The sequence below is a fragment of the Hyphococcus sp. D3-15 genome (assembly GCF_055809375.1).
Map to the genome: position 1 here is coordinate 2,537,930 of NZ_CM147910.1, position 25,120 is coordinate 2,563,049.

Sequence of the window (25,120 nt, forward strand, 5' to 3'; positions counted from 1 at the left end):
GCCGCTCCTAGCGACGCGTGCGCGCATTGATGTAACGGATCGTGCCGGTTTTCGAGCGCATGACCACGGTATGCGTCGAAACATGGCCCTTCTCCCATTTGACCCCGTCAAGCATGGTGCCGTTGGTGACGCCGGTCGCGGCGAAGATCACATCGCCCGAGGCGAGATCCATCAGCCCGTATTTACGGTCGAGATCGGTGATGCCGATACGCTCGGCGCGGCCGCGTTCTTCGTCATTACGGAAATGCAGGCGGCCCTGCATCTGGCCGCCGACACAGCGCAGCGCAGCGGCGGCGAGAACGCCTTCCGGCGCGCCGCCCTGACCCACATAAAGGTCAATGCCGGTCGACGGTTCGGTTGTATGGAACACGCCGGCGACATCGCCATCGGAAATCAAAAACACCCGTGAGCCCATTTTGCGCGCGCCCTTGATCAGGTGGTCGTGGCGCTCGCGGTCGAGAATGCAAAGCGTGATATCGTCGGTGCCGACATTCTTCGCCTTGGCGAGCGCGGCGATATTGTCTTCCACCGACGCATCGAGATCGATCACGCCTTCAGGATAGCCGGGACCGCAGGCGATCTTGTCCATGTAAACGTCCGGCGCGTGCAGCAGCGTGCCGCCCTGCGCCATCGCAACGACTGCCAGCGCATTCGACATCGCTTTGGCGGTCAGCGTCGTGCCTTCCAGCGGATCCAGCGCAATGTCGATCTTCGGGCCGTCGCCGAGGCCAACTTTCTCGCCGATATAGAGCATCGGCGCCTCGTCGCGTTCGCCCTCGCCGATGACCACCGTGCCGTCAATATGAAGCTTGTTGAATGCATCGCGCAGCGCCGTGACGGCTGCCTGATCGGCGCCTTCCTTATCGCCGCGACCGATCATGGTCGAAGCAGCGATAGCGGCCGCCTCCGTGCAGCGGCCGACTTCCATGGTCAATACGCGATCCAGAAGATTTTCGTCTGCGGGCATGTTGTTCTTTCCGTTTACCTGTCACTTCGTTTCAGCTGGCGGCTCTAGCTTTTCGCGACGTTCACGCGACGCATCGGTGCTATCGCGCTCCACCCGCGCTTTCAGCGCTTCGCGCTCTGCCTGCAAATCGCCGGCCAGTTCGGCATCAGCGGCTTCGCGGTCTGCGCCGACCTCTTCGTCCAACCCTTCGCGCAGGTCAACCAGCGCGTCTATTTCGGCGTCTACTTGTTCCGATGGGAGCGATTTGGGCCTCTCATCACGGCCGGGCTCTTTGGAGAGGTCCGGAAACCGGCCCGCGCCCTTATCCGCTCTCCGTTCGGATATCCGCTCGGCCACAGCCGGATTTTGCGGCTTCTGGCTGGCGATATCCTCATACTTAACGATCCCCGGCGGCGCGAAGCGGATCAGATCGGAATTCGCGCAACCCTGGGTGGCCAGAAGTCCTGCGGTCATAAAGACGCAGCACCGGAACCAAGGAGACTGTTTTACACCAGACACGCGGCCATCCTATAAGGGCGAGACGGCTTCTTTAACCCTTAACCGGGCATTTGGTGCAAGTGAAACAACCATCCGACAAGAAAACCCCGGCCAAGAAGACCAAAAAGGCGAAAAAAGCCTGAGCAGGCTGCTGCAAAGGGCGCCGAGGCGTCTGAAAAGCCCTCGGCCAAGGCGCCGCCGAAAAAACCGGTCCCGCCGCCCGACCGCTCCTTGTACCAGGATTTTGACGCGCTTTCGGAATATCTCACCGAAGTCAGCGGCCGCTCGCAGGAAGTGATCCGCGAATTCGTCGTCCGCAATCAGGATATGCGCCGGCTGACCGGTTCGATTCCCGCCGACCCGATGAATGTCGGCGAGGCCTGTCAGGAGATGCTGAAGGGTCTGTCGATTGACCCCGGTCTCGTGATGCAGCGTCAATTCGTGCTGTGGAGCGAATACGCCAAGCTGATGGCGACCATGTCCCAGCGCATGTCCGGCGAAGAAGTAGCGCCCGCCATCGCCCCAAATGAGGGCGACAAGCGGTTCGTGCATCCCGCATGGAAAGACAATCCCATGCTGGACTTCGTGATGCAGTCCTATCTCATTTTCGCGCGCTGGCTCGAAACGACGATCTCGGAAGTGCCTTTCGAAGACGAACACGAAAAGAAGAAAGCCGAGTTCTTCACCCGCCAGTTCATCGACGCCTTTGCACCGTCGAACTTCGCCATGCTCAATCCCGAAGTGATTGAAGCGACCATCGAGTCGAAAGGCGAAAATCTTCTAAAGGGCCTTAAAAACCTGCTTGAAGATATCGATCGCGGTCATGGCGAACTGGCGATCCGTCAGGCGGATCTGAATTTCTTCAAGCTCGGCGAGAATATCGCAACGACGCCGGGCAAGGTGGTTTTCCAGAACGATATTTTCCAGCTCATTCAATATTCGCCGACAACGGAAAAAGTCGCGAAAACGCCGATGCTGATCGTGCCGCCCTGGATCAACAAATTCTATATTCTCGATCTGCAGCCGCAAAACTCCTTCATCCATTGGCTGGTTGATCAGGGGCGAACCGTTTTCGTCATGAGCTGGGTTAATCCGGGTCCGGATCTGAAAAGCAAAACCTTCGAGGACTATATCACCGAAGGTCTTTTCGAGGCGCTCGACGCGGTCAAGGAAGCAACCGGTGAAAAGAAAGCCGATACGATCGGCTATTGCATCGGCGGAACCATGCTGTCGACCGCCCTGGCGCTGATGGCGCAAAAGCACGATAAACGCGTTAATTCCGCGACCTTTTTCACCGCGCAGGCGGATTTCAAGGAGTCCGGCGACTTGTTGTTGTTCGTCGATGACGAGCAGCTCGAAGCCATCGAGAAGCAAATGGATGCGGCGGGCGGCGTGCTGGAGGGCCGCGCCATGGCGACCACTTTCAACATGCTGCGCTCTAACGATCTGATCTGGTCGTTCGTGATCGACAATTATCTGAAAGGCAAAGACGCGGCGCGCTTTGATTTGCTGTTCTGGAATTCAGATGCGACGCGCATGCCGAAAAATGTTCACATGTTTTACCTGCGAGAGTTCTATCAAAAGAACCGCCTCGCCAGGGGTGAGATGGTGATGGACAATGAGAAGCTCGATCTCAGCAAGGTGACCATTCCGATCTTCATGCAGGCTGGCGAAACAGATCACATCGCGCCGCATAATTCGGTTTACAGAACCGCACGGTTGTTTGCGTCCGGCGACAATAAAAAGGTCGAGTATATGCTGGCCGGTTCCGGCCATATCGCCGGCGTCGTCAATCACCCGAGCAAGCACAAATACCATCACTCAACCAACCCGCAATTGCCGAAGACGCTTGAAGAGTGGAAGCAAGGCGCCGAACGCCATGCCGGCTCCTGGTGGCCCTATTGGATTGAATGGCTGAAGCGGGTGAGCCCGGGAGAGACGGATGCGCGCCAACCCGGCGATGGCGGCCTCGACATTATCGAGAATGCGCCGGGCAGCTATGTGAAGGTGAAGGCCTAGCCCGCGCTTATGGAACTTCAGGCGTATCTCGACCGCATCGGATTGAGCCGCGTCCCCAGCGCGGATGAGGCGGGCCTGAAGGCGGTTCACTACGCGCATGCGACCTCGATCCCCTATGAAAATCTCGACGTACAGCTCAGCGTGCCGGTAAGCCGGGCGCCGCAAGCCGCCTTTGACAAGATCGTCACGCGCAAACGCGGCGGCTGGTGCTATGAAATGAATGGGCTGCTTGGCTGGGCGCTGGAGGAAATCGGGTTCAAAGTCTCGCGTCTCGCCGGCGCCGTCATCCGCGAATTCGCCGGCGATGAGGTGATCGGCAATCATCTGGTCCTTGTGGTCCATCTCGATCAGCCCTGGCTCGTGGATGCGGGCTTTGGCGATGGCCTGATCGAACCGACACCGTTGCGCCCGGGCGCCTTCGCCAACGGCATTCTCAATTGCGCGCTGGAGCAACATCAAGACGGTTGGTGGCGCTACCAGAACGACCCGCGCGGATCAGCACCGAGTTTCGACTTCAATCTTGATGTCCGTGATGAAGCCTTGCTCGAATCACGCTGCGCATGGCTGCAGACTGACCCGGAATCGAATTTCGTGTTGAACGCCGTAGTCCAGCGCTGGCGGGACAGCGAGCACCTCTCCTTGCGCGGGCGGGTGTTTCAGCGCCTCACCGCCGACGACAAGCATGTGCATGTGATCGAAGATGCGGACGCTTATGTCCGCCTGCTGCTGGAGGAATTCCACCTCGACACGCCGCAAGCGGCTTCACTCTGGCCGAAAATTTGCGCGCGCCATGAAGAAGTGTTCGCGAACGCCGCAATTTAACCTTTCATTAACCATACCGAATCACTCTGTGACAAAACGGTAATGCCGGGGGCGATAATGAGCCGGATGGACGTCACAACGCAGGAGTTATTCCTGCGACTGGGTACGACTTCGCAATCACGCAGCGCGCGTGCGGATGCGCTGTTCCGGCGCTTGCGCGACGCCGAACAGGATCAGCTTTCAGCCGACCTGATGCGTGCGCCGAGAAGCATCACAACGGATGCCGCCGCCAAGGCGTCGCCGAAAATCTCAAAATAATCAGAAAGCCGGCTTACGCCGCGAGCGATACGCCCTTGCCCTCAAGGAAGGTGCGCAATTCGCCTTGCTCAAACATTTCACGGATAATGTCGCAGCCGCCGACAAACTCACCCTTCACATAAAGTTGCGGGATGGTCGGCCAGTCCGAAAAACTCTTGATGCCCTGACGAATGTCGTCGGACTCAAGCACATTGGCGGTTTGATAGTCGACGCCGAGATGATCGAGAATCTGAACCACAACTGATGAGAACCCGCATTGCGGGAATTGCGGCGTGCCCTTCATGAACAGCATGACGGGATTGCCGTCGATCTTGGATTTGATCTCGTTATGGATATCGCTCATCTACTGTCTCCTGAACCGGGACCGCTTAGCTAGGCGCCCGCCGCATCTGCGTCAAGGGCGCCGCCGCCAGCGTAGAGCGCGTGGGACAGCGCCCTCAGCCCTTCCGGCAAGGGCGTTCGCCCAAGCAAAACCGGCCCTTGCGGGGTTTTGTCCTGCCCGGCGCGGGCGAGCTGTGCGGCGCGCACAGGAAGCTTGAGCCCGGCCTTTTCAGTGAGCGCCAGCACGGCGGCCAGCATGCCGGCCGGAACCGGGACCAACAGGCTCCGGGCGCCTGCGGCGGATGCGGCTTCGCGATATAGCGCGCGCAGGGAGAGGCTCTCAGGGCCGGCTGCGGCCCGAACGCCGCCGCGCAAGGCGCCATCGCCCAGCGCCTGCACCGCGATAGCGGCCAGGTCGCGAAAATATATCGGCTGTTGCAGCGCCTTTGCCCTGCCGGGGATCGGGGTCACCGGGCTTTTACGCATCGCGCTCATCAGTTTTGACAGGTTCCCGTCGCCCGGATAGCCATAAATCATAGTCGGGCGAAGAATGACCGCTTGCGGCGCGCAAGCATGCGCAGCCTCTTCCGCTTTGCGCAGGGCCGCATAAACCTCCGCCTGCGGATCGATAGCGACATTGTTGCTGGAGAAGAACACCGCTGGCTGATCCGGGCGTAATAGTTGCGCAGCGGGTGCAGACGTTGTCAGGATCGGCGTGAAAATCGCCGCGCTTGTCTCCGCCAGAATGTTGCGGACAGCGGCTTCATCCGCGAGGTCGAGACGCATGGCCCGCGCGCCCGCATCCTCTATGCCCCCGACAACGCCTTGCCGGTCTGTTCGGTAACTTGCGATGACGGGTTGCCCCTGCGCGCACAAGCATCGCACAATTTCCAGCCCCAAGGCGCCGCCCGCCCCGGCCACAAGCACCGGTTTTTCATTCATTCTGAAAAGCTTTGCCGAAAGCCGCTATACAACGTCAAGCGGGGCGCCATTTTCAAAGAAGGCGTCAATATTAGCGAGCACGCGCATGGCCATGGCGGACCGGCTTTCCCAAGTGGCGGAAGCGATATGGGGCAGGCAGAAGACGTTGGGCAGAGAATAAAGCTTCTCACGGATTGGGTCGGGCTCGGTTTCGAACACATCCAGCCCGGCGGCGAAAATCCGGCGCGCTTTGAGCGCTTCAATCAGCGCCAGTTCGTCGATCACCGGCCCGCGGGAAATATTGATGATAACCGCAGATGGCTTCATCAGCTCAATCGCCGTCTTGTCGATCAGGTGATGCGTCTCTTCCTTCAACGGGCAATGAAGACTGATGATGTCCGCTTCCTTGAACAGCGTCTCCATGGACACGGCGCGCGCATTGTAAGCGGCGTCTATCTCCGCCGAAGGACGCGGCGTCGTATAGATGATGTTGAGATCAAACCCTTGCGCGCGTTTGGCGACTTCCTTGCCTACATTGCCCATGCCGACAATGCCGAGCGTGCGCCCGGTGACGCGCTGGCCCCAGCTTTCCGGCGTCAGCATGCCCCGCCCCTCGCCGGTTTTCGCAATGTCGAGGCCTTCGCGGAAGCGCCGGCAGGCGGCGATGATCAGCCCCATAGTCGCGTCGGCGAGGCATGGGGTCGTCACCTCCGGCGTGTTCGAGAGGAGCAGCCCCCTCGCCCGCGCCGCGTCGAGATCAATGTGATCGACGCCGACGCCGATGGAGGCGATGTATTTTACGCTTTCGGGCAGATCGCGGACAAAGGCGGCGTCCATTTCGTCAAAAGCGGTGGCGAACACCGCCTCCGCGCCCGCCGCCAGCGCCGGAAACTCGCCCGGCGCCGCGACGCCATCGCTCGGCTCGCGCACTTCATATTTCATCCGCAGCATGCCGGCGAGCGCACCCGGCAATTGGCGCGGCGTCGCAATGATTCGCTTTTCCGTCATCTGGCGTGACCCCTCCTGCTGGGTGTTGTCTGCGCCAGAATGCCCGCAATCGCGCGGAAAATCCAAGCCGCTGGCGCAGCCGCGCGCCCTGCGGTAGTTTTTTGCCCGGGCGAGACGCGCTGAGCGAGGGCGATTGACGATGCGGTATTTCTGGCTGGGCCTTGCGGCTCTTTTCCTTCTTATCGCCGGCTGGTTTCTTTACAACATCATCCCCGCATCCGGGGCCTTCGCTGATCTCGAACCAAAGCTGGTCGGTGACTGCCGCCATGTAGAAGTGGCGCCGGGAACCGAAGACGTCACCATCGATCCCGAGCTCAATATCGCTTTTATATCCGCCGCCGACCGCCGCGCCTGGTTCAATGAGTCCAGCGCCAAAGGGGTCAATCCGCTGAACGGAATCTACGCGCTTTCGCTCGACGGTTCGGACACGGTGCGCCGCGTCTCGCCGGCGATGGAGAATTTCCTTCCCCATGGGATCAGCCTTTGGCGCGGCAATGACGGACAAAAACGCCTTTTCGTCGTCAATCATCCGCCAAGCGGCGAAGAACTGGTGGAGATTTTCGATGTGGGCGAGGCCGGCGATCTGACCCATATCGAATCCGTCTCGTTCGACGCCATGCACTCGCCCAATGATTTGGTCGCAGTGGGTCCGCGCCAGTTCTACGCCACCAATGACCGGCGCTACAAAACCGGCCTCGGCTCAACCCTTGAGGCCTATCTGGCGCTGCCGATCACGGATGTCGTTTATTTCGACGGCGAGACTGGACGCTCGGTGCTGGGCGGCCTGACCTACGCCAATGGCGTCAACAAATCCGCGGACGGAACGACCATATATATCGCCGAACTGTTGCGCCGCCGTGTCGGCGTCTATGACCGCGACATTGCGTCAGGCGCGCTGAAGCGGGTCAAAACGCTTCCCGTCAATACCGGGCCGGACAATATCGAAGTCGCCGCCGATGGCGCGCTCTGGGTCGCCGGCCATACAAAGATATTCGACTTTGTCGCCCACGCCGAGGATCCAAATGCAATCGCGCCGTCCCATGTGGTGCGTATCGATCCGCGCACCGGCCGCCGGTCGGACGTGTTCATCGATGTTGATGGCGCAATCAACGGTTCGTCCGTCGGCGCCGCATGGGACAATACGCTGATCGTCGGCGCCGTTTTCGACAGCCATGTCATGGTCTGTCCGATGCTTGAAATTCTTCTTCGCGGACCGGACAGCGGCGCCTGATCTCTATTCGGCGAAAATCGCGTCGATTTTGCGTTGCGCAATCGGGTGATAGCCCGGCCGCGCCGCCTGATAGACCGCCGCCGCCCAGTCGCGGCGGCCATGCTCGACGAGGCTGCGATACAGCGCATAAATGAATTTGCCGCGCCCGACCCGCATCAAAAAGCCGTCAAGCGGTTCAAATGCCGGCTCGTAATTCGCCGGGATTGCGCGCAGATACCAGGCGCTGGCGATCTCCGCATTGGATGACGCCGACAAGCCAAAGCGTTCATCCAGCGCCGCCATCTGCTCTGTCGTAATCGAGTCCGGCAGCGCGCGAATGAAATAGAGCCATTCATGCGCTGTCCACGCGGTTGTCTCCAGCCCGCCTACATCACCGGCGCCAAGCCAGGCGTCGAGCTGTGACTGCACGCGCACAAAAGCGTCCGACTGCGGATCTTCAATCGAGATCCGGAAAGCCCGGCGCATAAACCCATGCGTCGATTTCTTCCTTTGTAACGGCATCCGGATTTTCCGCCCACAGATTGTCCTCAAAATAGGTGAGGAAATCCTCCGTCGTAATCGACTGGAATGCATAGTGATCGAAATAGGACTTCAGGAAATCGTCAAATGTCTCCCGGCCAAATCGCGTCTCCAGAAACTTCAGGAAAAACATCCCGCCTACATAGGAAACATCGCCGAACGCATCGTCGGGATGGGCGAGGTCTGAAGGCATTTTCAACGCCGTCAGCGCCGGGTTCGACGCCTCGGCGACTTCGTCCATCAACGATTTCTTGTCGAGCGCACGCTCCATCACCGCACGGTCGACGCCATAAAGCGCTTCCATCGCGCGGTTTTCCACATAGCTCGTAAAGCCTTCATTCAGCCATGCGTCGCGCCAGTTGGCGTTGGTGATGAGATTGCCGGACCAGGAGTGAGCAAGCTCATGCGCCACCACATTGGTCAGGCTTTTATCGCCCGCGATCAGCGTCGGCGTCATGAATGAAAGGCGCGGATTTTCCATCCCGCCAAAGGGAAAGCTTGGCGGCAGGACAATCAAGTCATAGCGCCCCCAGCGATACGGCCCGTATAGCGCCTCGATCGCCTTCATCATTTTCGGCGTGTCTTCGAACTCCGCGGCGGACGCCTCAACAATATAGTCTTCGGCATAGACGCCGATCTTTTTGCTGATCGGGCGAAACTCGATGTCGCCGACCGCCAGCGCGATCAGATATGACGGTATCGGCTGGGACATTTTAAACGAATAGTCGCCGTCGACCTTGCCGCTCTCATCCTGACGGGCGCTCATAATGGCGATCAGTTCCGGCGGCGTCGTGATATGCGCATCATAGGTAATGCGAACCGCAGGCGTATCCTGCAAGGGGATCATTGTCCGCGCATTCAGGGACTGAAACTGCGTGAACAGGAACGGATATTCCTTGCCCGCCGTCTGCTCCGGCGCGAGCCACTGAACGCCTTCGGCCTGCGGGCTTGTCACATAATCGATGCGGACCTTGTCGGCGTTTTCCGGCAAGGCGATCTCGAATTTCGACCCCATGACCGGGTCATCCTCGCCCATGGTGAAGGTCGTCGCCTCCCAGCCGCCATTCACCCTGGCCTCGACGCTATTGACGGCAAGATCATTCGCATCGAGCACCAGCACGCTGGCGCCGCGTTTGCGCCGCCGCAGGTCCAGCGTCGCGGTCCCTGCAAGCGTCCTGGCCTCGAAGTCCAACGCCAGATCGAGGTCGAGATGGGTGACATAGACCTCGTCGTAATTGGCGTAGGTGAACTTGTCGCGGGCCTCCGCCGCGCTCAGCCTCGCCCAGGTCGCCTCGGTTTCAAGGCCCGGCGTTTCATCGCTGGCGTCATCGGCGACATATGTCACCTCCTCGCCGTCTTCGTTGGTGGTCTTCTCAGAGCAAGCAGCAAGGACCGCCGCAGACGCGGCGAGCAATAAAACGCGGGCGAATGTCATGAACGAAACCTCTTTACGATTGGATTTGAATGCTATGGCGGCGCCGGCTTCCCCGCAACAGGCCAGGGCGCCGCATATAGCGCCACACAGACTCCTGCGTGCACGCCCTCAAAGGGTTCGCGCAAAAGTAACTTGTTGTGGAAAAGTAGTTTTGAGCTTATTATTACTTATGCTTAACAGCAAAAGGGGGACTACATGAAACAAATACTATGCATTGCTGCAGTGTGCTTGATGGCAAGCGCAGGCGCAGCAAAGGCCGCCTATGTGGGCGGAACGAGCTATCAGGAAAAGGGAGACAGCGCGTTTAGCGGCCTCGATTTTTCCGCAGGGTATTTCTACCTGGAAGACTTCGAAGACAATGCGCTCAACACGCCGGGCGTCACCGCCTCCGCCGGAAACACCGCGACGCTGTCGGGCTTTTCCGGCACCATCATCGACTCCGTCGACGAAGATGACGGAACGGTCGACGGACAGTGTGTCAACTGCAATTCATGGTACTCACCCTCAGGACCGGGGGGCGTGACTTTCACGTTTAATGAAACGGTTTTGGGCGCCTTGCCGACGCATGTGGGCGTTGTCTGGACTGACGGCGCTAATGACGTGCAATTCATCGCCTATGACGCCAATGGCGTTTCGCTAGGCGTCTTCGGCCCGTTCTCTGTCGCCGGTCCGGGCGTCAACGATCAGGACGTGCTGGAAGATACGTTTATCGGCGTCATCTCGGCGATCGGCATCAGCGCGATCCACATTTTCAGCGGATCGGCCGGTATTGAACTCGATCACCTGCAATACGGCATTATGAGCTTCAACGGCGACATCTCTGATGTGCCGGTGCCCGCCGCTTTGCCGCTCTTCCTGGCCGGGCTCGCAGGGCTTGGCGCCGCAAACCGCCGCAAGAAACGCGCCTAACACACCAGACTGACACCCACCCACGAAAAACGGGCGCCTCTTTCCGGGGCGCCCGTTTTTTATCGGCCAATAGCCGGTCGGCCTATTCCTTCGCTTCAGTCTCCAGCGCCAGCGCATGTAGCTCGCCGCCCATGCGGCCTTTAAGGGCGCGATAGACCAGTTGATGCTGGGCGACGCGCGACTTGCCATTAAAGGCGGCGGAGATGATCCGCGCGCGCCAATGGTCGTTATCGCCCGCAAGGTCTTCCAGTTCGATCTCCGCATCGGGCAGCGCTTCTAGGATTAGTTTTTTGATGTCGTCGCCAGCCATGGGCATTGCAGCAGTCTCCTGTTTATGCGGGCCCTTCATGTAGTCCGGCAGCGCAGATTCAAAAATATCAGATAAATCAAGCAGGGAGAGCGCATCCCTGCCATCGAGCAATAGATCAGGTCCGCCAAAACGGCCGATTTTCGAGGCCTGCACGCCCGCCATTGCGGCTTTAAGCAACAGCGTGTCAGCGGCGGCCGGCGCGGCGGCGACCAGATAGCGCCCCTGATCCTCGCCAAACCAGAAAGCGGTTTTGCGCGCTTTGACCGGCGTCGTCAGGTTGAGGCCGCGCCCGGCGGCGAGCGCCATTTCCGCGGAGGCGACGATAAGCCCGCCATCGGCGACATCGTGACAGGCCGTGACCAGCCCTTCATCGATCAGCTTGCGGATCAATTCGCCGGTTTTGCGTTCCAGTTCCAGATCGACGGGCGGCGGCGCGCCTTCAGTAATGTCGAACAATTCGCGGAGATACAACGATTGGCCCAGCCAGCCGCGCGTAACGCCTACCGCGATCAGCTCTTCACCTGCTTCGGCGCCGCCAACGCGCACCGCCTTGGTGACGTCTTCGATCACGCCGACGCCGCCAATCGCCGGCGTGGGCGGAATGGCGACGCTGTTGGTTTCATTATAGAGCGAAACATTGCCGGAGATCACCGGATAGTTGAGCGCTTCGCAGGCTTCCGCGACGCCCTCAATCGCGCCGACAAACTGCGCCATGATTTCGGGCCGTTCCGGATTGCCGAAATTGAGGCAATTGGTGATGGCCAGCGGCGCGGCGCCGACAGCGCAAATATTACGATAGGTTTCCGCCACCGCTTGCTTGCCGCCCTCATGAGGGTCGGCCTGAACATAACGCGGCGTCACATCGGTGGTGATGGCGAGCGCGCGATTGGTGTCATGCACGCGCACCAGCGCCGCATCGCCGCCCGGCGCAATAATCGTGTCGCCCATCACCGTGTGATCATATTGCTCCCAGATCCAACGGCGCGAACACAGATCCGGCGAGCACATCAACTTCGCCATTGCGGTCAACAGCGTATCGCCACCCGGCGCATCGGCCAGCGAGAGCTGTTCTTCGCGCTGTTCGACTTCGGCGGTTTCAACCACGCCGCTGGAAGCAAGATTGCGGGCGGCTTCTTCAAAGCCGTCAAATTTTACGCCATCGGGTTTTGAACGCGCATAAATCCGGGCCTCGCCCGGCGTGATCGTCAGGCCAACCGCATCGACTAGGTCTGCATTGGCCAACCGGTCGGCGATCAGCGCGTCGGCGATCGTGCGCATCTCTTCTTCGGATTTGCCGGGCGATCTGAGGGTCGCCAGCGCCTCGCGATAGGCGAGCATCGGGTCGGCAAGCACCGCCGGTTTTTCAAGCGTTGTATAAGGGCGGTCATAATTCGGCGCGTCATCGGCCAAAGGCGGCACTGGCATGTCCGCGACCGTCTCGCCTTTATGCTTGATGACCAGACGCCCGGAATCCGTCGTCACGCCGATCACGGCGAAATCGACGCCCCATTTTTCGAAGATAGCGCGGGCGGCGTCTTCCCTGCCCGGCTTCAACACCATGAGCATGCGTTCCTGAGATTCAGACAGCATCATCTCATAGGCGGTCATATTCTCTTCGCGCTGGGGCACATGGTCGAGATCAAGCTCGAAGCCGCCGCCGCCCTTCGCCGCCATTTCAACCGATGACGAGGTGAGGCCTGCCGCGCCCATGTCCTGAATGCCGATAATCGCGTCGGACGCCATCAGTTCAAGGCATGCTTCGAGCAGCAATTTCTCCGTAAACGGATCGCCAACCTGTACGGTCGGACGCTTTTCTTCCGACGCATCGTCAAACTCGGCGGACGCCATGGTCGCGCCATGAATGCCGTCGCGCCCGGTTTTCGACCCCACATAGACGACAGGGTTCCCGGCGCCGCGCGCCGCGGAATAGAAAATCTTGGCTTTCTCGGCGACGCCGACAGTCATCGCATTGACGAGGATGTTGCCATTATAGCCAGCGTGAAAATTGGTTTCGCCGCCGACGGTCGGCACGCCCATGCAATTGCCATAGCCGCCAATGCCGGCGACGACGCCGCCGACAAGATGGCGGGTTTTGGGATGATCCCATTCGCCGAAACGAAGCGCATTCATGTTCGCGACCGGCCGCGCGCCCATGGTGAAGACATCGCGCATGATGCCGCCGACGCCGGTCGCCGCGCCCTGATAGGGCTCAATGAATGACGGGTGGTTGTGGCTTTCCATCTTGAAGATGGCGGCGAGCGGGACGCCGTCCTTGTCATTCCCGATATCGATGACGCCCGCATTCTCCCCGGTCCGCAAATCACCCAGGGCGCGGAAGTGGGAAGCTTCTTCAGATGCCGCCGCGAGGATTTGTAGGAGCAGTGCTCGGACCACATGACCGAAAAGACGCCAAGCTCCACCAGATTGGGCTCGCGGCCCATATGGGTCTTGATGCGTTCATATTCTTCAGCCTTCAGGCCATGGTCGGCGACGATTTCGGGCGTAATGGCGGTCATGACAGGTCCTGATTGGAAAGCGGTGACGGGCGCGCGCCAGCCTGCAGCGGGCGGCGCGATCCGGCGATGATCATGGCCAGCGCCCCAAGCTCGAACAGCCAGTTCATCTTCACCCCGAACAGGCGGGCGTGGATGAACAGGTCCATATGGTGAAAGCTTGAAGCGCGCAGCATGACAAATAACAGTAACAGACCCGCGCCACTTATCACCAATCGGTGCGAGCGCAAATGCCGGCGCATCACCCATAACAGCCCGGCGATGGCGGCGAGGCCCAGTCCGGCCAGGGTGAGCATGAAGGCGATCTGGACGCCGCGGCGGGCCTGATACCATCCCTGCTCAACGGCGAGGCAGCGTCCGGCGACCGTCAGGGCCGATTGCAGATCGAGCTGTTTGTTGACCGCCATGAGCACCAGCAAAACCGCCAGCCCCAGCCAGAAAACCTTGAGTTCGCCGCCGACGGCGCCCGCTGCGCCAAAAACGTCCCGGGCCCGCAAGAATGCGAAGCCGGCGGCAGCGAGATAGACCAGCACGGTCAGCCAGCCGACAAGGGTCGGATCGCCGATTCCCGGCGACCACCGGTAAGATATGCACTCGAAAAGCACTGTCCCGCCGCCCCATTTTGCGCGTCTGATCAAATAGGCCGGATAGAACGCCGAGGCAAACAGAAGGCCGTGTGGCCTTGAGGGGGCTAGGCGGCGTCCGCCGCTGCGAGGCGGAGATATTCGGCGATTTTGTCCCCGAGCTTGCGCGGCGACACCGGCTTGGAGACATAGTCATCCATGCCCGCCGCAATGCACTGGTCCCGGTCGCCCTTCACCGCATGCGCCGTAACCCCGATGATCGGGGTGCGGCGGCCGGATTCGGCCTCCAGCGCGCGGATCGCCGCCGTCGCCTCATAGCCGTTCATTTCGGGCATCGACACATCCATCAAAATAACCTTGGGGTTGAGCTGGGTGTAGCGATCAACCGCTTCGCGGCCATTGACCGCCATTTCAAAGGATAGTCCCTCGGACTGGAGGATGTGCATCACCACCAGCCGGTTCACTTCATTGTCTTCGGCGACGAGCACATCGATGCCGCCCGCATCGACGGGCGCTGAAGCGTCATCAGTCGTCGGGGCGGCATCCGCCGACGCATCGGATACGGCTCGCTCTGACTTGTCCTCGACTGCTTGCCGCGCCTTTTGGACCACGCCTGAAATCGCACGCAGCAAGGCGCCGGAACGCGCCGGCTTGGTCAGATGCGCGCCAATGCCCAGCGCAGCGAATTGTTCGCCGGCATTGGCCTGATCCACAGAGGTCAGCAAGATCACCGGCGTTGACCCGATCGCCGCATCTGCGCGTATGCGCTGCACCGCCTGCGCCCCATTCATGCCGGGCATCTGGAAATCCATGATCACCACGTCATAGGGATCGCCCGCGGCCTGCGCCTTGTTGAGCAGCGCCAGCGCCGCCGCGCCGCTGTCGCAGGCGACGCAGGGGAAGCCCCATGCCGAAGCCTGCTCCTCCAGAATGCGCCGGTTGACCTCATTGTCGTCGACAATCAGAAGTTTGGCGTCCATCTGGTCCGGCACGCTTTCAGCTTCTTCTTCCACAAGCTGCGCGCAGATCGGCATGCCCACGGTAAACCAGAAAACCGAACCATGTCCGGGCTTGCTCTCGACCCCGATCTCACCGCCCATCAGTTCAACCAGCGCCTTTGCGATCGCCAGTCCGAGCCCGGTGCCTTCATAGGCCCGCGTCATAGACACATCGGCCTGGCTGAATTTCTCAAAAATCTCGGCGCGTTTGTTTTCCGGAATGCCGATGCCCGTATCGATGACGCTGAATTTCAGCGCCACTCTTTCCGCATCCGCTTCGCCGACCGGCGATACGTCAATCAAAACATAGCCCATGTCGGTGAACTTCACCGCATTGCCCGCGAGGTTGATCAATATCTGACGCAACCGCCCGGCGTCTCCCATAAAGGCTGCGGGGAGATTCGGATCGATCCGCACGGCGATCTCAACATCCTTTTCATTGGCGCGGGCGGCGACAAGCGTCGACACGTCCTCAACAATGCTGGCCAGTACAAAGGGCGTCGGGTTTAGGGACGCCATTCCCGCGTCGAGCTTGGAGAAGTCGAGAATGTCGTTGATGATCGTCAGCAGCGCATCGCCGGACTTTACGATCACATCGACAAAGGTTTTTTGAGTGTCGGTCAGGCTCGTCGTCGCCAAAAGATCCGCCATGCCCATCACGCCATTCATCGGCGTCCGGATTTCGTGACTCATATTGGCGAGGAACTGGGTTTTCGCGCGCTCTCCGGATTCAGCGGTATTCAGCGCTTCGGCGAGTTCATTTGTGCGCTCCTCGACGCGCCCGATGAGCTTCGTGAAGCTCTCATACAGAACGCCGATCTCGTCATTGCGCGTGGCGAGCGCGGTATCGGGCGCAGTGGTTTCCGCATTGGCCACCGATATGATCTCGGTCAGCCGCTCAACCGGCTTGACCGCAATGCGCTTCACCAGCGCGCTGACAATCCCGATGAACAACAACATCACGGCGGCGATCCAGGCGAAAGCCGAAAACAACGTACGCTGACCGATGGCGGTGATATCGCGCGGCGTGCGCGCCATAAGCAGTGCCGTCGGCTTGTGGTCCAATCCCAGCACCGGCTCAGTGATGGCGACAATCCCGTCCAATCGCGTCACGGATTTTGCTGAAATCGCCGCATACGCGAAATCGTCATCCACTGGCGACAAGCTCATGTCCACGCGGGTCTGGCTGCTCAATCGCTCAAGGAATTCCGGCGTGACGAGACGCCCCGCCAGCAAATAGCCAACATACTCGCCAGAGCCGTCAGTGCGCGAAATCGGCGCATAGGCCGCGAGCATCAGCCCACGCGATGACTGATACACGGACTGACGCACCTCATCTGGCGGCAGTTGCGCCTGGAAGGATCGCCAATCGGCAAAACGAATGGGCGCCAGCGCATTGATGTCGAGCTTTTCGCCGGTTGTTTCGTCAAACGCAACGCCGTCTATCAACGTCCCGTCCGCGCTCATGAAGACATAGATGCTGAGGCCAAGCTCATCCAGCAAAGACAGCGGCAATTCGTTTTCGATAAAATCCGGATTGTGGCCTCGGGCGTAGTCGTATGTCGCATCCCACACGCCATAGTCGCGGCGATAGGCTTCGAGCTGTTGCAATTCGCGTTCGAGCACGTTGCGCGCGCGATCGAAATTGTCGGATGCTTTCGCAAATTCGAATTCTACAAAGCGCGGCGCAACGGATATTTGCAGCGCCGCCCACAGCAACGCGCAGACAGCGATAAAAGCCGCTCCCAGCGAAAGCGATACCTTTTGCGTAATCCGCATCTTTCTCCCCATTCGAAGGTCAAAAACTAGGGACGAAAAATTAACCGGGCCTGAAATTTTCCGCCCCGATGCGACCGCATCCCCGCTAAAACAAGGCGAATGCGCTTCGAATGTTTTGAAGATGCTAATAAAATAGCTGCAAATGAAACCAATAACGGCGAGATCAGCGCGGTTGCGCGGCTGGGCGGTAAAGATATTCCTCCGGCAGGCCCAAACGCCGGCAGCTCTGCGCCGCCGGTCCGGAGCGTAAAATCAGCCTGTCGGCCCGGCGCCCCATGCGGCGCACGACAAGGCCTTCAAACGGGCGCAAGCCATAGCTCGGTCCAAGCCCCAGAATGTCGCGGATGGGCGCCGGCGTCAGTTCGACCGCCGCGCGAACCAGAGAATGTTGCGCGATCTGGGCCGGCTGCGGGAAGGCCGGCGCCAGTTTCATGATTTTGAGAAACTCAAACACGACGGCGGAGGCTTCGAGCTGCGGCGTCATGCGGTCGAATATCTCCCGCTGGGCCGTGAGGGATGTCGGCGCGTCGACGGCGCCGTATAGCAACGCCGCCGCCTGTGCTTCCCGGTAATAGGCGTCCCGGTCTTCATCACTCAAAGGCGCCGCATAAGCGCTATACGCCTCAAGAAATCCGAATGCGGCCGTCGCCTGCACCCAGGTGAGAAGGTCGGGATCGTCGGCCCTGTAGGCGACGCCGGATTCGGTCGCGCCGCTGATTTGCGCATGCATGGCGTTGACCCTGGCGATCATCGTTTCCGCGACGCTTTTCGCGCCATAGACCGTCACCATGGCGGCGAGACCGGTGCGCTTGAGCCTGCCGACCGGATCGGTGCGAAAGCTTGTGTTCTCCCAGACCCCGCTGCGCACGCGCGGCTCCGCCAGTTCCAGGATGACCGCCGCAACGCCGCCAATAAACAAGGTCACGGGATTTTTGAAGATGCGCCAGGACACCGAATCCGGCCCGTTCAGCGCCAGCTCCCCGCGCGGCGCGGCGAAATCGATCCGCGCCAGCGCCTTGTCGCCGAGATAGCTTTGCGCTGCTTTGTCCAGCCGGTCTTCGACTCGCCGGCGCAGGGTCGACTTCAATGCAGAGACAGACATTTACACGCCCTTTTGGCTACCCGGTGATCATACCCGCCAACATAGCAGAATTAAGACATTACGCTGGCGCTGTGATGGCGCTTCACGTTTGCGGGGGAAACACCGATTGCCATTGAAGCCCGGCCCGATTTGCGCGAATTGGTCTCTGAAGGAAATGAAGCAAAGGGCGCCCCGATGAACGCACAGGACAATGTGAAAGAGTATTACGGCAAGGTTCTGTCGGGTTCACAGGATCTGATGACAGACGCCTGTTGCACGATCGACGATGCGCCTGCCTATCTCACCGAAACGCTCGCCAACATCCATCCGGAGGTGAAGGCGCGCTATTATGGCTGCGGGTTGATTGCGCCGCTGGCCTTGCGCGGCGCCCGCATACTCGATCTAGGCTCCGGCTCGGGACAGGACGCCTATTCCCTCGCCCAGCTCGCCGGCCCCAAGGGCGAAGTCATCGGCGTCGACATGACGCCCGAACAACTCGCCGTCGCCCGCACCCATCAGGACTGGCACGCCGACAAATTCGGCTACGCCAATGTCAGCTTTCTGGAAGGCGACATCGAGCGCCTTGGCGCGCTCGATCTGGAGCCCGGCTCCTTCGATGTGATTGTCTCGAACTGCGTGATCAATCTCGTGGAGGATAAACCGGCCGTGTTCCGCGCCGCCCACGACTTGCTCAAGCCCGGCGGAGAGTTTTACTTCTCCGATGTTTACGCGGATCGCCGTCTCGGTCTGGAATTGCGCAATGATCCGGCGGCGCAGGGTGAATGCCTTGGCGGCGCGCTCTATTGGAATGACTTTCTCTCACTGGCGAAACAGGCGGGCTTCGCCGATCCGCGCCTGGTCACCGACCGGCCATTGGCGATCAACAACGCCGCCTTGAAAACCCTTCTGGCGCCGGCCGTCTTTCATTCCGCCACCTATCGGCTGTTCAAGATCGAAGGGCTGGAGCCCGCCTGCGAAGATTACGGACAAGCGGTGATTTATCGGGGCGGCGTTCCCCATAGCGAAATGGTTTTCAGCCTCGACAATCATCACCTCATCGAGAAGGGACGGGTTTTTCCCGTATGCGGCAATACATTCCGCATGCTGAATGAATCGCGCTTCGCGCCGTATTTTGAATTTATCGGCGACTGGTCCGAGCATTACGGGATATTTCCCGGCTGCGGGACGGCCTCCCCATTCGGACAGGCTTCTGCCGAAATCGCAACCAGCGGCGGTTGCTGCTGATCCCTAGCGCAACCGCTCTACGTAAACGGCGCGGGACATCACAAGACCGCCACAGCGTTTTGAGGATGTCTGTTCAGCCCAGATCGTCGCATATTTGCCGAGGAGTTCGACGGGCGCGAGATCAACGCCGACGCGCATTTCGGACCCGTTGTCCGTTTGCACTGTTACGCATTCAGCATCGGCGGCGCTGACATAGCCTTCCATCACCGCCATGTCGCTGTGAACCTGCAGCGCTTGATATGCCGAGCCGGAAAACACCGCTCCGGGCGTCGCCGAGCTCGTCGATATGGTTTGAATGGCGTCGCAATGAGCCGGAAGATCGCGCCCTTGCGAGATCGGTTTAATCTCGCGCACCTGTTTGATCTTGCCGTTTTCCTGACGGCGCAGGACCGAGCATTCCATCAGCGGCGACAGCGGCTCGCCATAAAGCACCGCCGGCAGGTCAGCATCCGTTGAGATCGCGAAGGCATTCGGATCAGCAGATTGCTGTTGCAGCAACGGACCGATGGGAATGCCTGCATGGCGGATGCGCGCCGCGGAAAGTTTCTGATAGCTCAAATTCGCATCATCCCGGAATGGCTGCGGTGACGCATAGGCGCTGGTGCGGACGAAATAGGGTGACGCAGACGATGACGCATACACGGCCGATGGCGCCTTCGGCGCATGTGCAGGTTCGGTATATTCGACATAGCGATAGACACGGGCGCTGCCATATCCGTCATCGGCGATGGCGACGTCAGCCGCGCCAGAAGGAATGTCGGTTGCGGAATCAATTTCATCCGGCACCGCCAGATGTTCGCCGGGGGTCACATAGGACGGATCAACGCCGGGATTGGCTTCTTTCAGGGCGGCCAGCGAAACATTGCAGGCGCGCGCGACCTTGGCGAGGGTTACAGGCGCGTCCACCGGATAGGAATGGCCGCAACGTCCCGCCATCGCCGGGCTTACAGACAGCGCAAGCATCGCCGCACCGGTCGCGAAACCAGCCTTGAGCACCAATGTTGAAGTCATAATCCCCCTCCGATCCGAGTCACTTATATGGTTAATAACACGGATTCAGCGATTATGTTCAGTCAAAACACGCAAATATCGAGCGGAAAAATCCGCGCCAATGCTTGGGTCGATTATTTGGTTTCATTGGCAACGCCTTGAAATATAGGCGCCATTCCTATCCGCCGCATCCCCCGCCACAGCCGGAGCCGCACCCGCCATCTCCATCGCCGCCTTTGCCGCTCCCGCCAACGCCCCCGCCGCACCCGGTTCCGGCCGCTTTGCCTTTCGAACCAGCGCCGGCAAACCTCACCAGAAGCGCCACCACCACAAAAATAACGGCGACGCCTATCCAGACGATGGGTGGCAGCGATTTAAGCTTTTCGACGATCGAAACGTCGCTCACCCCGGTCGCAGCCGCAGCGGCGCCAATTGCCGCCGCCAACATCGCCGCGCCGCTTAGCCCTGCGGCGGCGCGAAACACGATATAGCGGGGCAAGACGAAATTTTCCGCAGTGTTGAGCCGGGCCATATAGGGCGCGGCGGCGAACCGAATTTCCGCTGGCGGCCAGATATCGGCGGGCGGCGCCTCGCCAAAAGCAAGCGCGTAGGACTCAAACGTCCTGGCGTAATTATCATTATACCGATCATTCTCTTTGCCGCCGCCTGACGTCGGCCCGTGATGGAACGGCGCGCCAAGCGCATCGCAGAACTCACCCCAGTAATGCCGGGTATAGGTCAGATGCAGATGCCAGGCCTGATCGACTTCATCGGATGGCGTGACCTCATGGCCGGCCTTCACAGCGAGATAGGCGAAACGGCGATACTCCTCGACAACGCGCCGGGCGTATTTCTTAGTCCAGCGATTGTCTCTCGCAAGCCGGTCAGAAAAACACAATTCAGCGCCCGGCTGGTCAAAACGCACCGCGCAGATGCGCTCCCACAGGATTTCATCCAACATCTTTGCACTCCCCTGCATCGAATATCTGACTGACCCGAACATAGCGCCACTTCATTGGCGCAGCGCGCCCTACTGGTTTTTGTAAATTGCGCCGTCCTTCATCACAAACCCGATGGATTCGAGAACAGACACCTCCGTCAGCGGATCGCCTGACACCGCAATGATATCAGCCCGGCACCCGGCGCTCACGCAGCCAAGCTCGCCTTCCTTGCCCAGCGCCTCAGCGGCAAGCGACGTCGCCGCACGGATCGCCTGCATTTCGGTCATGCCGAACCGCACCATGCGTGAAAACTGCTTGGCGTTGTCGCCATGCGGAAAGATCGCCGCATCCGTGCCGAAGACCACTTTAGCGCCCGCCTTGACCGCTTTGGTAAAGCTTTCACGCTGCACGCCGCCGACCTGGCGTTCCTTGTCCAGCGATTCCTGTAATACGCCGTTCTTCTCGCCTTCTGAAAGCGTGTATTCGGTGTTGTAGATGTCCATTGAAAAATAGACGCCATTGCGCTTGGCCATATTGATGGCCTCGCTGTCGAGATAACTCGCATGCTCGATCGTATCGACGCCCGCCTTGATGGCGTTTTTGATGCCGATATTGCCATGGGCATGGGCGGCGACCTTCATGCCGCGCATATGGGCTTCGTCAACAATCGCTTTGAGCTCTTCCACCGTGCCCTGCGGCGCGCCGAGCAGCGTGCCTTTCGAAAACACCCCGCCCGTTGAACAAGTCTTGATGAAGTCGACGCCGTATTTGATGTTCTGACGGACTTTCTCGCGCATGCCCCACGGACCTGTCGCAACGCCTTCGCCGGAAGCTTCATATTCAGGAGGCAGATAATTATTGTCCGAACAATGCCCCCCGACAATGCCGACCGGCGGGCCTGCAACAAACATCCGGGGCCCCGGGACCTCGCCTTCATTAATGGCGTCGCGAATGGCGATCGTCTCATAGCCGTCAGCGCCAGTGTTTCGCACGGTGGTGAAACCAGCCATCAACGTCCGCTCGGCGTTCACGACAGCCCAGATCACTGACCGCTCCTTTGGGTAAGCGAAAGCCGCATATCCGCCGCCCTTTGTGGGGTCGCCAGTCAGATGGGTGTGCATGTCGATAAGACCGGGCAGCAAAGTCTTGCCGGCAAGGTCAACCTTTTCGGCGCCCGCCGGCGCCGGCAAGGATGCAGCAACGCCTGACTGCTCGATAACGCCGTCGACGATAATCAGCGCCGGGCTCTCGATCACTGCGCCGGCAGCCGGGTCGATCATCCGGTCCGCCGTCACATAGAACGTCTGCGCAGCGGCGGCGGATGCGCCAGCCGAAACCGCGCATGACAGCGCCATCAATAATCTGATCATAAGCCCCTCAACTCCGTTCAACGGCGATAATCGCGATGGTCACGTTTACCATGATTGGCGTCAATGGCCCAGCAAACGGAAACTTCACTGCATCGGCGCCAAAAAACTTGGAAGATCGATAAAATTTTCGCCGGGGAATCAATTTTCCTGCCCGCGTTAACACAGAGTTTTTATTTGAAATGGAAATTGCGCAAGCAGACCAGTGATTTTCCAGCGCCCCAATGCGGTTCGCTGTTTTAACATATTGTTCGCAGTTAACTACGTTTCCTTACCACCCTTTAACGCCGTTCCCTGCACTGTGTGAACCGCATGAGTAGTAATGCGGGGAGTTCCCTATGTTGGGTAACAACACCAGTGCAGTCGATAAAGGCAAAGTGAGTTCGCTAAAGAGCGCGGCGCGCGGCCTCAAACCGACGATCAAAAGTTTTGCAGGGAACAGAGACGGCAATATCGTCTTTCTGTTCGCCTTCATGTCCACAATGTTGTTCCTGTTCGCAGGCGGCGCCGTTGATTACTCACGCTGGAACGCGGTTCGCGCGGATATGGTTGAATCCATGGACGCCGCCTCGCTGGCGCTGGCGCAGCTTGCCGCCGCGGATCCGGATCTCACCGAAGCGGAACTGAAAGACTACGGACGAAAATTCTTCGAAGCCAATTTCAACTATGAAAGCAATCTTGAGCCAGGCTGGAACATCGTCTTCGCGCTGGGCGATGACGCCGTTGTCTCCACCTGCGTCACCGGCAAGATCGACACCTATCTGCTTGGCGTCGCCGGGATCAAGAATCTCAACATCGATAAATGCGTCGAGATCACCAAAAAAGGTTCCGGACGGGTCGAGCTCGCCCTCGTGCTCGACGTCACCGGCTCCATGGACTGGTCGATTGGCGGTGAAAAGAAGATCGACAGCCTGAAAGACGCCGTCGAAACCTTGCTGGACGTGATGTATGGCTCGGACCCCACCAGCGCGAACATCAAAATCGGCGTGGTTCCCTTCAATGCCTATGTGAATGCCGGTGGCTCGTCAGGGTGGAACAGCGACTGGGCCGACACTACAGCCGCCGCCTATTATCACGGCAAGCGCTTCTTCCATGTGGATGAGACCGGCGCGGTTGATATGAACACCAAGGTCAACCACTTTAACCTCTATAATTCACACTCGAACCTGAATTGGCGTGGTTGCGTGGAAGCGCGCCCCTACCCGCTTGACGAACTCGATGTGCCGCCGGGCGGCACTGCGTCGATGGCGGAAATCAACGCCTTCATGGATACGCCAACCGACTATGACTCGAGCACCAATCCGCAGGACATGCGCAACTATGATGCGTTTGATGATGCGCCGGGTTTTTCTGTATCGGACTCTGTGCTGACCGATTCATCAAACCTGAAATGGGTTCCGGTGTTCCTTCCTGACGAAGCCGATTGCGGCAATGGCAACTGCGTCTATGGAAGCTCCGGCACGACCAGCTACGGCACGCCCTGGGCCGGATACATGTTTGACGATCCCGATGACGACAACAGTCACAATCCGGATGTTGAAGAAGACAATTACGGCAACCGTGCGTTTATTCGCGACGAATATTACACGGAGAACGGATTCTCGCGCTTCGAAAAATACGCGAAAATCGTGCATTACTTCCGCGAAGTCCTGCAGGGCAATGTTGTCGACAGCAGCTTTGTGGATTTCCTTGGCGGTTTGACGGTTTCGACATCGCCGCTCAGCTCCTCGAACTTCGGCTATGGCAGCCAGGAATATCTCATGCGCATGGCGTATGTCGGCTGGTGGGATCCGGCGACATCGACCTATAAAGGCAAATACGACCTCACCCCGAGCCTTTCCAACTCGCGCGGCCCGGAACTGGAATGTCCGGATCCGATCCTGCCGCTGACCAATGTTCGTCAGGAAATCGCGGATCACGTCGACGCTCTGTCGACCAGAGGTTACACGGATATCGCCCATGGCGCCGCCTGGGGCTGGCGTGTTCTTTCCAAAGCGGCCCCGTTCACCGAAGGCATCGGCGAAGGCGACCCGGATTATGAGAAATGGCAAAAAGCCGTCGTGATCATGACCGATGGTGAAAACGATATCGGTAATGACGACAGAACTCACTGGAGAACTGACCATGCGCAATACGGCTTTGGCCTGGAAGAGCGGATGGGCAGCGGCATCAATACGCGAAGCGAAATCCTTGATACGCTCGACGACAAGCTGCTTCGCATCTGCCATCGCATGAAAGCGGAGGGCTATCTCGTCTACACAATCATGTTCGGACTGGACAGTGAATCGACACGCACGATGTTCAAGTCTTGCGCGACAAAACCGACGGCTCCCTACTTCCATGACGCTGTGGATGGCGACGAGCTTGAGGATGCGTTCGGCGATATCGCAGCCGACCTCGTTGACCTCCACGTCAGTAAATAGGC

General features: G+C 59.4%; 21 protein-coding genes and 1 pseudogene. 7 read left to right on the forward strand and 15 right to left on the reverse strand.

What is annotated here, in order from left to right:
- Window positions 1–7: 7 nt before the first annotated feature.
- Complete coding sequence (gene glpX, locus AC0L8G_RS12550) at window positions 8–967, reverse strand: class II fructose-bisphosphatase (protein WP_473384525.1); 960 nt, start codon at window positions 965–967, stop codon at window positions 8–10.
- A gap of 21 nt (window positions 968–988) precedes the next feature.
- Entirely contained in the window at window positions 989–1,420 is a 432-nt protein-coding gene (locus tag AC0L8G_RS12555; RefSeq protein WP_473384526.1) for a hypothetical protein, read from the reverse strand.
- A gap of 255 nt (window positions 1,421–1,675) precedes the next feature.
- Between AC0L8G_RS12555 and AC0L8G_RS12560 the strand changes: the two genes are divergently transcribed.
- Genes AC0L8G_RS12560 through AC0L8G_RS12570 form a run of 3 tightly spaced genes read left to right on the forward strand, consistent with a single transcriptional unit; the run spans window position 1,676 to window position 4,543 of the window.
- Window positions 1,676–3,463 carry a PHA/PHB synthase family protein gene (locus AC0L8G_RS12560; RefSeq protein ID WP_473384527.1) on the forward strand — a complete coding sequence of 596 codons (1,788 nt, stop codon included), beginning with the start codon at window positions 1,676–1,678 and terminating at the stop codon, window positions 3,461–3,463.
- Between the two features lie 9 nt (window positions 3,464–3,472).
- Complete coding sequence (locus AC0L8G_RS12565) at window positions 3,473–4,285, forward strand: arylamine N-acetyltransferase family protein (protein WP_473384528.1); 813 nt, start codon at window positions 3,473–3,475, stop codon at window positions 4,283–4,285.
- Between the two features lie 57 nt (window positions 4,286–4,342).
- Window positions 4,343–4,543, forward strand: a complete 201-nt coding sequence (locus tag AC0L8G_RS12570) for a hypothetical protein (protein WP_473384529.1) — start codon at window positions 4,343–4,345, stop codon at window positions 4,541–4,543.
- 13 nt (window positions 4,544–4,556) lie between these two features.
- Here AC0L8G_RS12570 and grxD read toward each other — a convergent pair whose 3' ends face one another.
- From grxD to AC0L8G_RS12585, 3 genes are read right to left on the reverse strand one after another with little or no spacing between them, the layout of a single operon-like run.
- Complete coding sequence (gene grxD, locus AC0L8G_RS12575) at window positions 4,557–4,886, reverse strand: Grx4 family monothiol glutaredoxin (protein ID WP_473384530.1); 330 nt, start codon at window positions 4,884–4,886, stop codon at window positions 4,557–4,559.
- 29 nt (window positions 4,887–4,915) lie between these two features.
- Complete coding sequence (locus AC0L8G_RS12580) at window positions 4,916–5,806, reverse strand: Rossmann-fold NAD(P)-binding domain-containing protein (RefSeq protein ID WP_473384531.1); 891 nt, start codon at window positions 5,804–5,806, stop codon at window positions 4,916–4,918.
- 24 nt (window positions 5,807–5,830) lie between these two features.
- Window positions 5,831–6,793: a 2-hydroxyacid dehydrogenase gene (locus AC0L8G_RS12585; protein WP_473384532.1), complete on the reverse strand. Its 963-nt coding sequence runs from the start codon at window positions 6,791–6,793 to the stop codon at window positions 5,831–5,833.
- A 139-nt stretch (window positions 6,794–6,932) separates the two neighbouring features.
- On the opposite strand from AC0L8G_RS12585, the gene AC0L8G_RS12590 reads away from it, so the two are divergent.
- Window positions 6,933–8,024: a strictosidine synthase family protein gene (locus AC0L8G_RS12590; RefSeq protein ID WP_473384533.1), complete on the forward strand. Its 1,092-nt coding sequence runs from the start codon at window positions 6,933–6,935 to the stop codon at window positions 8,022–8,024.
- 3 nt (window positions 8,025–8,027) lie between these two features.
- Here the strand turns inward: AC0L8G_RS12590 and AC0L8G_RS12595 are convergent, their stop codons facing one another.
- Both AC0L8G_RS12595 and AC0L8G_RS12600 read right to left on the reverse strand, forming a co-directional pair.
- Window positions 8,028–8,489, reverse strand: a complete 462-nt coding sequence (locus AC0L8G_RS12595) for a leukotriene A4 hydrolase C-terminal domain-containing protein (protein WP_473384534.1) — start codon at window positions 8,487–8,489, stop codon at window positions 8,028–8,030.
- Window positions 8,461–9,978 (reverse strand): M1 family aminopeptidase/hydrolase, encoded by a 1,518-nt coding sequence (locus AC0L8G_RS12600; protein ID WP_473384535.1) that lies wholly within the window; start codon window positions 9,976–9,978, stop codon window positions 8,461–8,463. Before AC0L8G_RS12600 ends, AC0L8G_RS12595 begins: the two co-directional genes overlap by 29 nt.
- A gap of 195 nt (window positions 9,979–10,173) precedes the next feature.
- Between AC0L8G_RS12600 and AC0L8G_RS12605 the strand changes: the two genes are divergently transcribed.
- On the forward strand, window positions 10,174–10,887 hold the full coding sequence (locus AC0L8G_RS12605; RefSeq protein WP_473384536.1) for a VPLPA-CTERM sorting domain-containing protein: 714 nt from the start codon (window positions 10,174–10,176) through the stop codon (window positions 10,885–10,887).
- 82 nt (window positions 10,888–10,969) lie between these two features.
- Here the strand turns inward: AC0L8G_RS12605 and AC0L8G_RS12610 are convergent, their stop codons facing one another.
- From AC0L8G_RS12610 to AC0L8G_RS12630, 5 genes and pseudogenes are all read right to left on the reverse strand, one after another.
- Window positions 10,970–13,516: an AIR synthase-related protein gene (locus AC0L8G_RS12610; protein ID WP_473384537.1), complete on the reverse strand. Its 2,547-nt coding sequence runs from the start codon at window positions 13,514–13,516 to the stop codon at window positions 10,970–10,972.
- 104 nt (window positions 13,517–13,620) lie between these two features.
- Window positions 13,621–13,713: pseudogene (locus AC0L8G_RS12615) on the reverse strand (hypothetical protein); the annotation flags it as partial.
- Window positions 13,710–14,315, reverse strand: a complete 606-nt coding sequence (locus AC0L8G_RS12620; RefSeq protein WP_473384538.1) for an isopropylmalate isomerase — start codon at window positions 14,313–14,315, stop codon at window positions 13,710–13,712. The pseudogene AC0L8G_RS12615 and the gene AC0L8G_RS12620, both read right to left, overlap by 4 nt.
- 86 nt (window positions 14,316–14,401) lie before the next feature.
- Entirely contained in the window at window positions 14,402–17,071 is a 2,670-nt protein-coding gene (locus AC0L8G_RS12625) for a hybrid sensor histidine kinase/response regulator (protein ID WP_473384539.1), read from the reverse strand.
- 163 nt (window positions 17,072–17,234) lie between these two features.
- Window positions 17,235–18,173 (reverse strand): oxygenase MpaB family protein, encoded by a 939-nt coding sequence (locus AC0L8G_RS12630; RefSeq protein ID WP_473384540.1) that lies wholly within the window; start codon window positions 18,171–18,173, stop codon window positions 17,235–17,237.
- Between the two features lie 174 nt (window positions 18,174–18,347).
- Here AC0L8G_RS12630 and AC0L8G_RS12635 point away from each other — a divergent pair, with 174 nt between their 5' ends.
- Window positions 18,348–19,397, forward strand: a complete 1,050-nt coding sequence (locus tag AC0L8G_RS12635) for a methyltransferase domain-containing protein (RefSeq protein ID WP_473384541.1) — start codon at window positions 18,348–18,350, stop codon at window positions 19,395–19,397.
- A 3-nt stretch (window positions 19,398–19,400) separates the two neighbouring features.
- Here the strand turns inward: AC0L8G_RS12635 and AC0L8G_RS12640 are convergent, their stop codons facing one another.
- From AC0L8G_RS12640 to AC0L8G_RS12650, 3 genes are all read right to left on the reverse strand, one after another.
- Complete coding sequence (locus AC0L8G_RS12640) at window positions 19,401–20,408, reverse strand: hypothetical protein (RefSeq protein ID WP_473384542.1); 1,008 nt, start codon at window positions 20,406–20,408, stop codon at window positions 19,401–19,403.
- 157 nt (window positions 20,409–20,565) lie between these two features.
- Entirely contained in the window at window positions 20,566–21,348 is a 783-nt protein-coding gene (locus AC0L8G_RS12645) for a glycine-rich domain-containing protein (protein ID WP_473384543.1), read from the reverse strand.
- A gap of 69 nt (window positions 21,349–21,417) precedes the next feature.
- Complete coding sequence (locus AC0L8G_RS12650; RefSeq protein ID WP_473384544.1) at window positions 21,418–22,698, reverse strand: Xaa-Pro dipeptidase; 1,281 nt, start codon at window positions 22,696–22,698, stop codon at window positions 21,418–21,420.
- A 335-nt stretch (window positions 22,699–23,033) separates the two neighbouring features.
- Between AC0L8G_RS12650 and AC0L8G_RS12655 the strand changes: the two genes are divergently transcribed.
- Window positions 23,034–25,118, forward strand: a complete 2,085-nt coding sequence (locus tag AC0L8G_RS12655; RefSeq protein ID WP_473384545.1) for a TadE/TadG family type IV pilus assembly protein — start codon at window positions 23,034–23,036, stop codon at window positions 25,116–25,118.
- Window positions 25,119–25,120 lie beyond the last annotated feature (2 nt).

Bases quoted from the DNA above. Each gene is read 5' to 3' on its own strand.
- glpX (WP_473384525.1), bottom strand. From the start codon at position 967: ATGCCCGCAGACGAAAATCTTCTGGATCGCGTATTGACCATGGAAGTC.
- AC0L8G_RS12555 (WP_473384526.1), bottom strand. From the start codon at position 1,420: ATGACCGCAGGACTTCTGGCCACCCAGGGTTGCGCGAATTCCGATCTG.
- AC0L8G_RS12565 (WP_473384528.1), top strand. From the start codon at position 3,473: ATGGAACTTCAGGCGTATCTCGACCGCATCGGATTGAGCCGCGTCCCC.
- AC0L8G_RS12570 (WP_473384529.1), top strand. From the start codon at position 4,343: ATGAGCCGGATGGACGTCACAACGCAGGAGTTATTCCTGCGACTGGGT.
- grxD (WP_473384530.1), bottom strand. From the start codon at position 4,886: ATGAGCGATATCCATAACGAGATCAAATCCAAGATCGACGGCAATCCC.
- AC0L8G_RS12580 (WP_473384531.1), bottom strand. From the start codon at position 5,806: ATGAATGAAAAACCGGTGCTTGTGGCCGGGGCGGGCGGCGCCTTGGGG.
- AC0L8G_RS12585 (WP_473384532.1), bottom strand. From the start codon at position 6,793: ATGACGGAAAAGCGAATCATTGCGACGCCGCGCCAATTGCCGGGTGCG.
- AC0L8G_RS12590 (WP_473384533.1), top strand. From the start codon at position 6,933: ATGCGGTATTTCTGGCTGGGCCTTGCGGCTCTTTTCCTTCTTATCGCC.
- AC0L8G_RS12595 (WP_473384534.1), bottom strand. From the start codon at position 8,489: ATGCGCCGGGCTTTCCGGATCTCGATTGAAGATCCGCAGTCGGACGCT.
- AC0L8G_RS12600 (WP_473384535.1), bottom strand. From the start codon at position 9,978: ATGACATTCGCCCGCGTTTTATTGCTCGCCGCGTCTGCGGCGGTCCTT.
- AC0L8G_RS12605 (WP_473384536.1), top strand. From the start codon at position 10,174: ATGAAACAAATACTATGCATTGCTGCAGTGTGCTTGATGGCAAGCGCA.
- AC0L8G_RS12625 (WP_473384539.1), bottom strand. From the start codon at position 17,071: ATGCGGATTACGCAAAAGGTATCGCTTTCGCTGGGAGCGGCTTTTATC.
- AC0L8G_RS12630 (WP_473384540.1), bottom strand. From the start codon at position 18,173: ATGTCTGTCTCTGCATTGAAGTCGACCCTGCGCCGGCGAGTCGAAGAC.
- AC0L8G_RS12635 (WP_473384541.1), top strand. From the start codon at position 18,348: ATGAACGCACAGGACAATGTGAAAGAGTATTACGGCAAGGTTCTGTCG.
- AC0L8G_RS12640 (WP_473384542.1), bottom strand. From the start codon at position 20,408: ATGACTTCAACATTGGTGCTCAAGGCTGGTTTCGCGACCGGTGCGGCG.
- AC0L8G_RS12645 (WP_473384543.1), bottom strand. From the start codon at position 21,348: ATGTTGGATGAAATCCTGTGGGAGCGCATCTGCGCGGTGCGTTTTGAC.
- AC0L8G_RS12650 (WP_473384544.1), bottom strand. From the start codon at position 22,698: ATGATCAGATTATTGATGGCGCTGTCATGCGCGGTTTCGGCTGGCGCA.
- AC0L8G_RS12655 (WP_473384545.1), top strand. From the start codon at position 23,034: ATGTTGGGTAACAACACCAGTGCAGTCGATAAAGGCAAAGTGAGTTCG.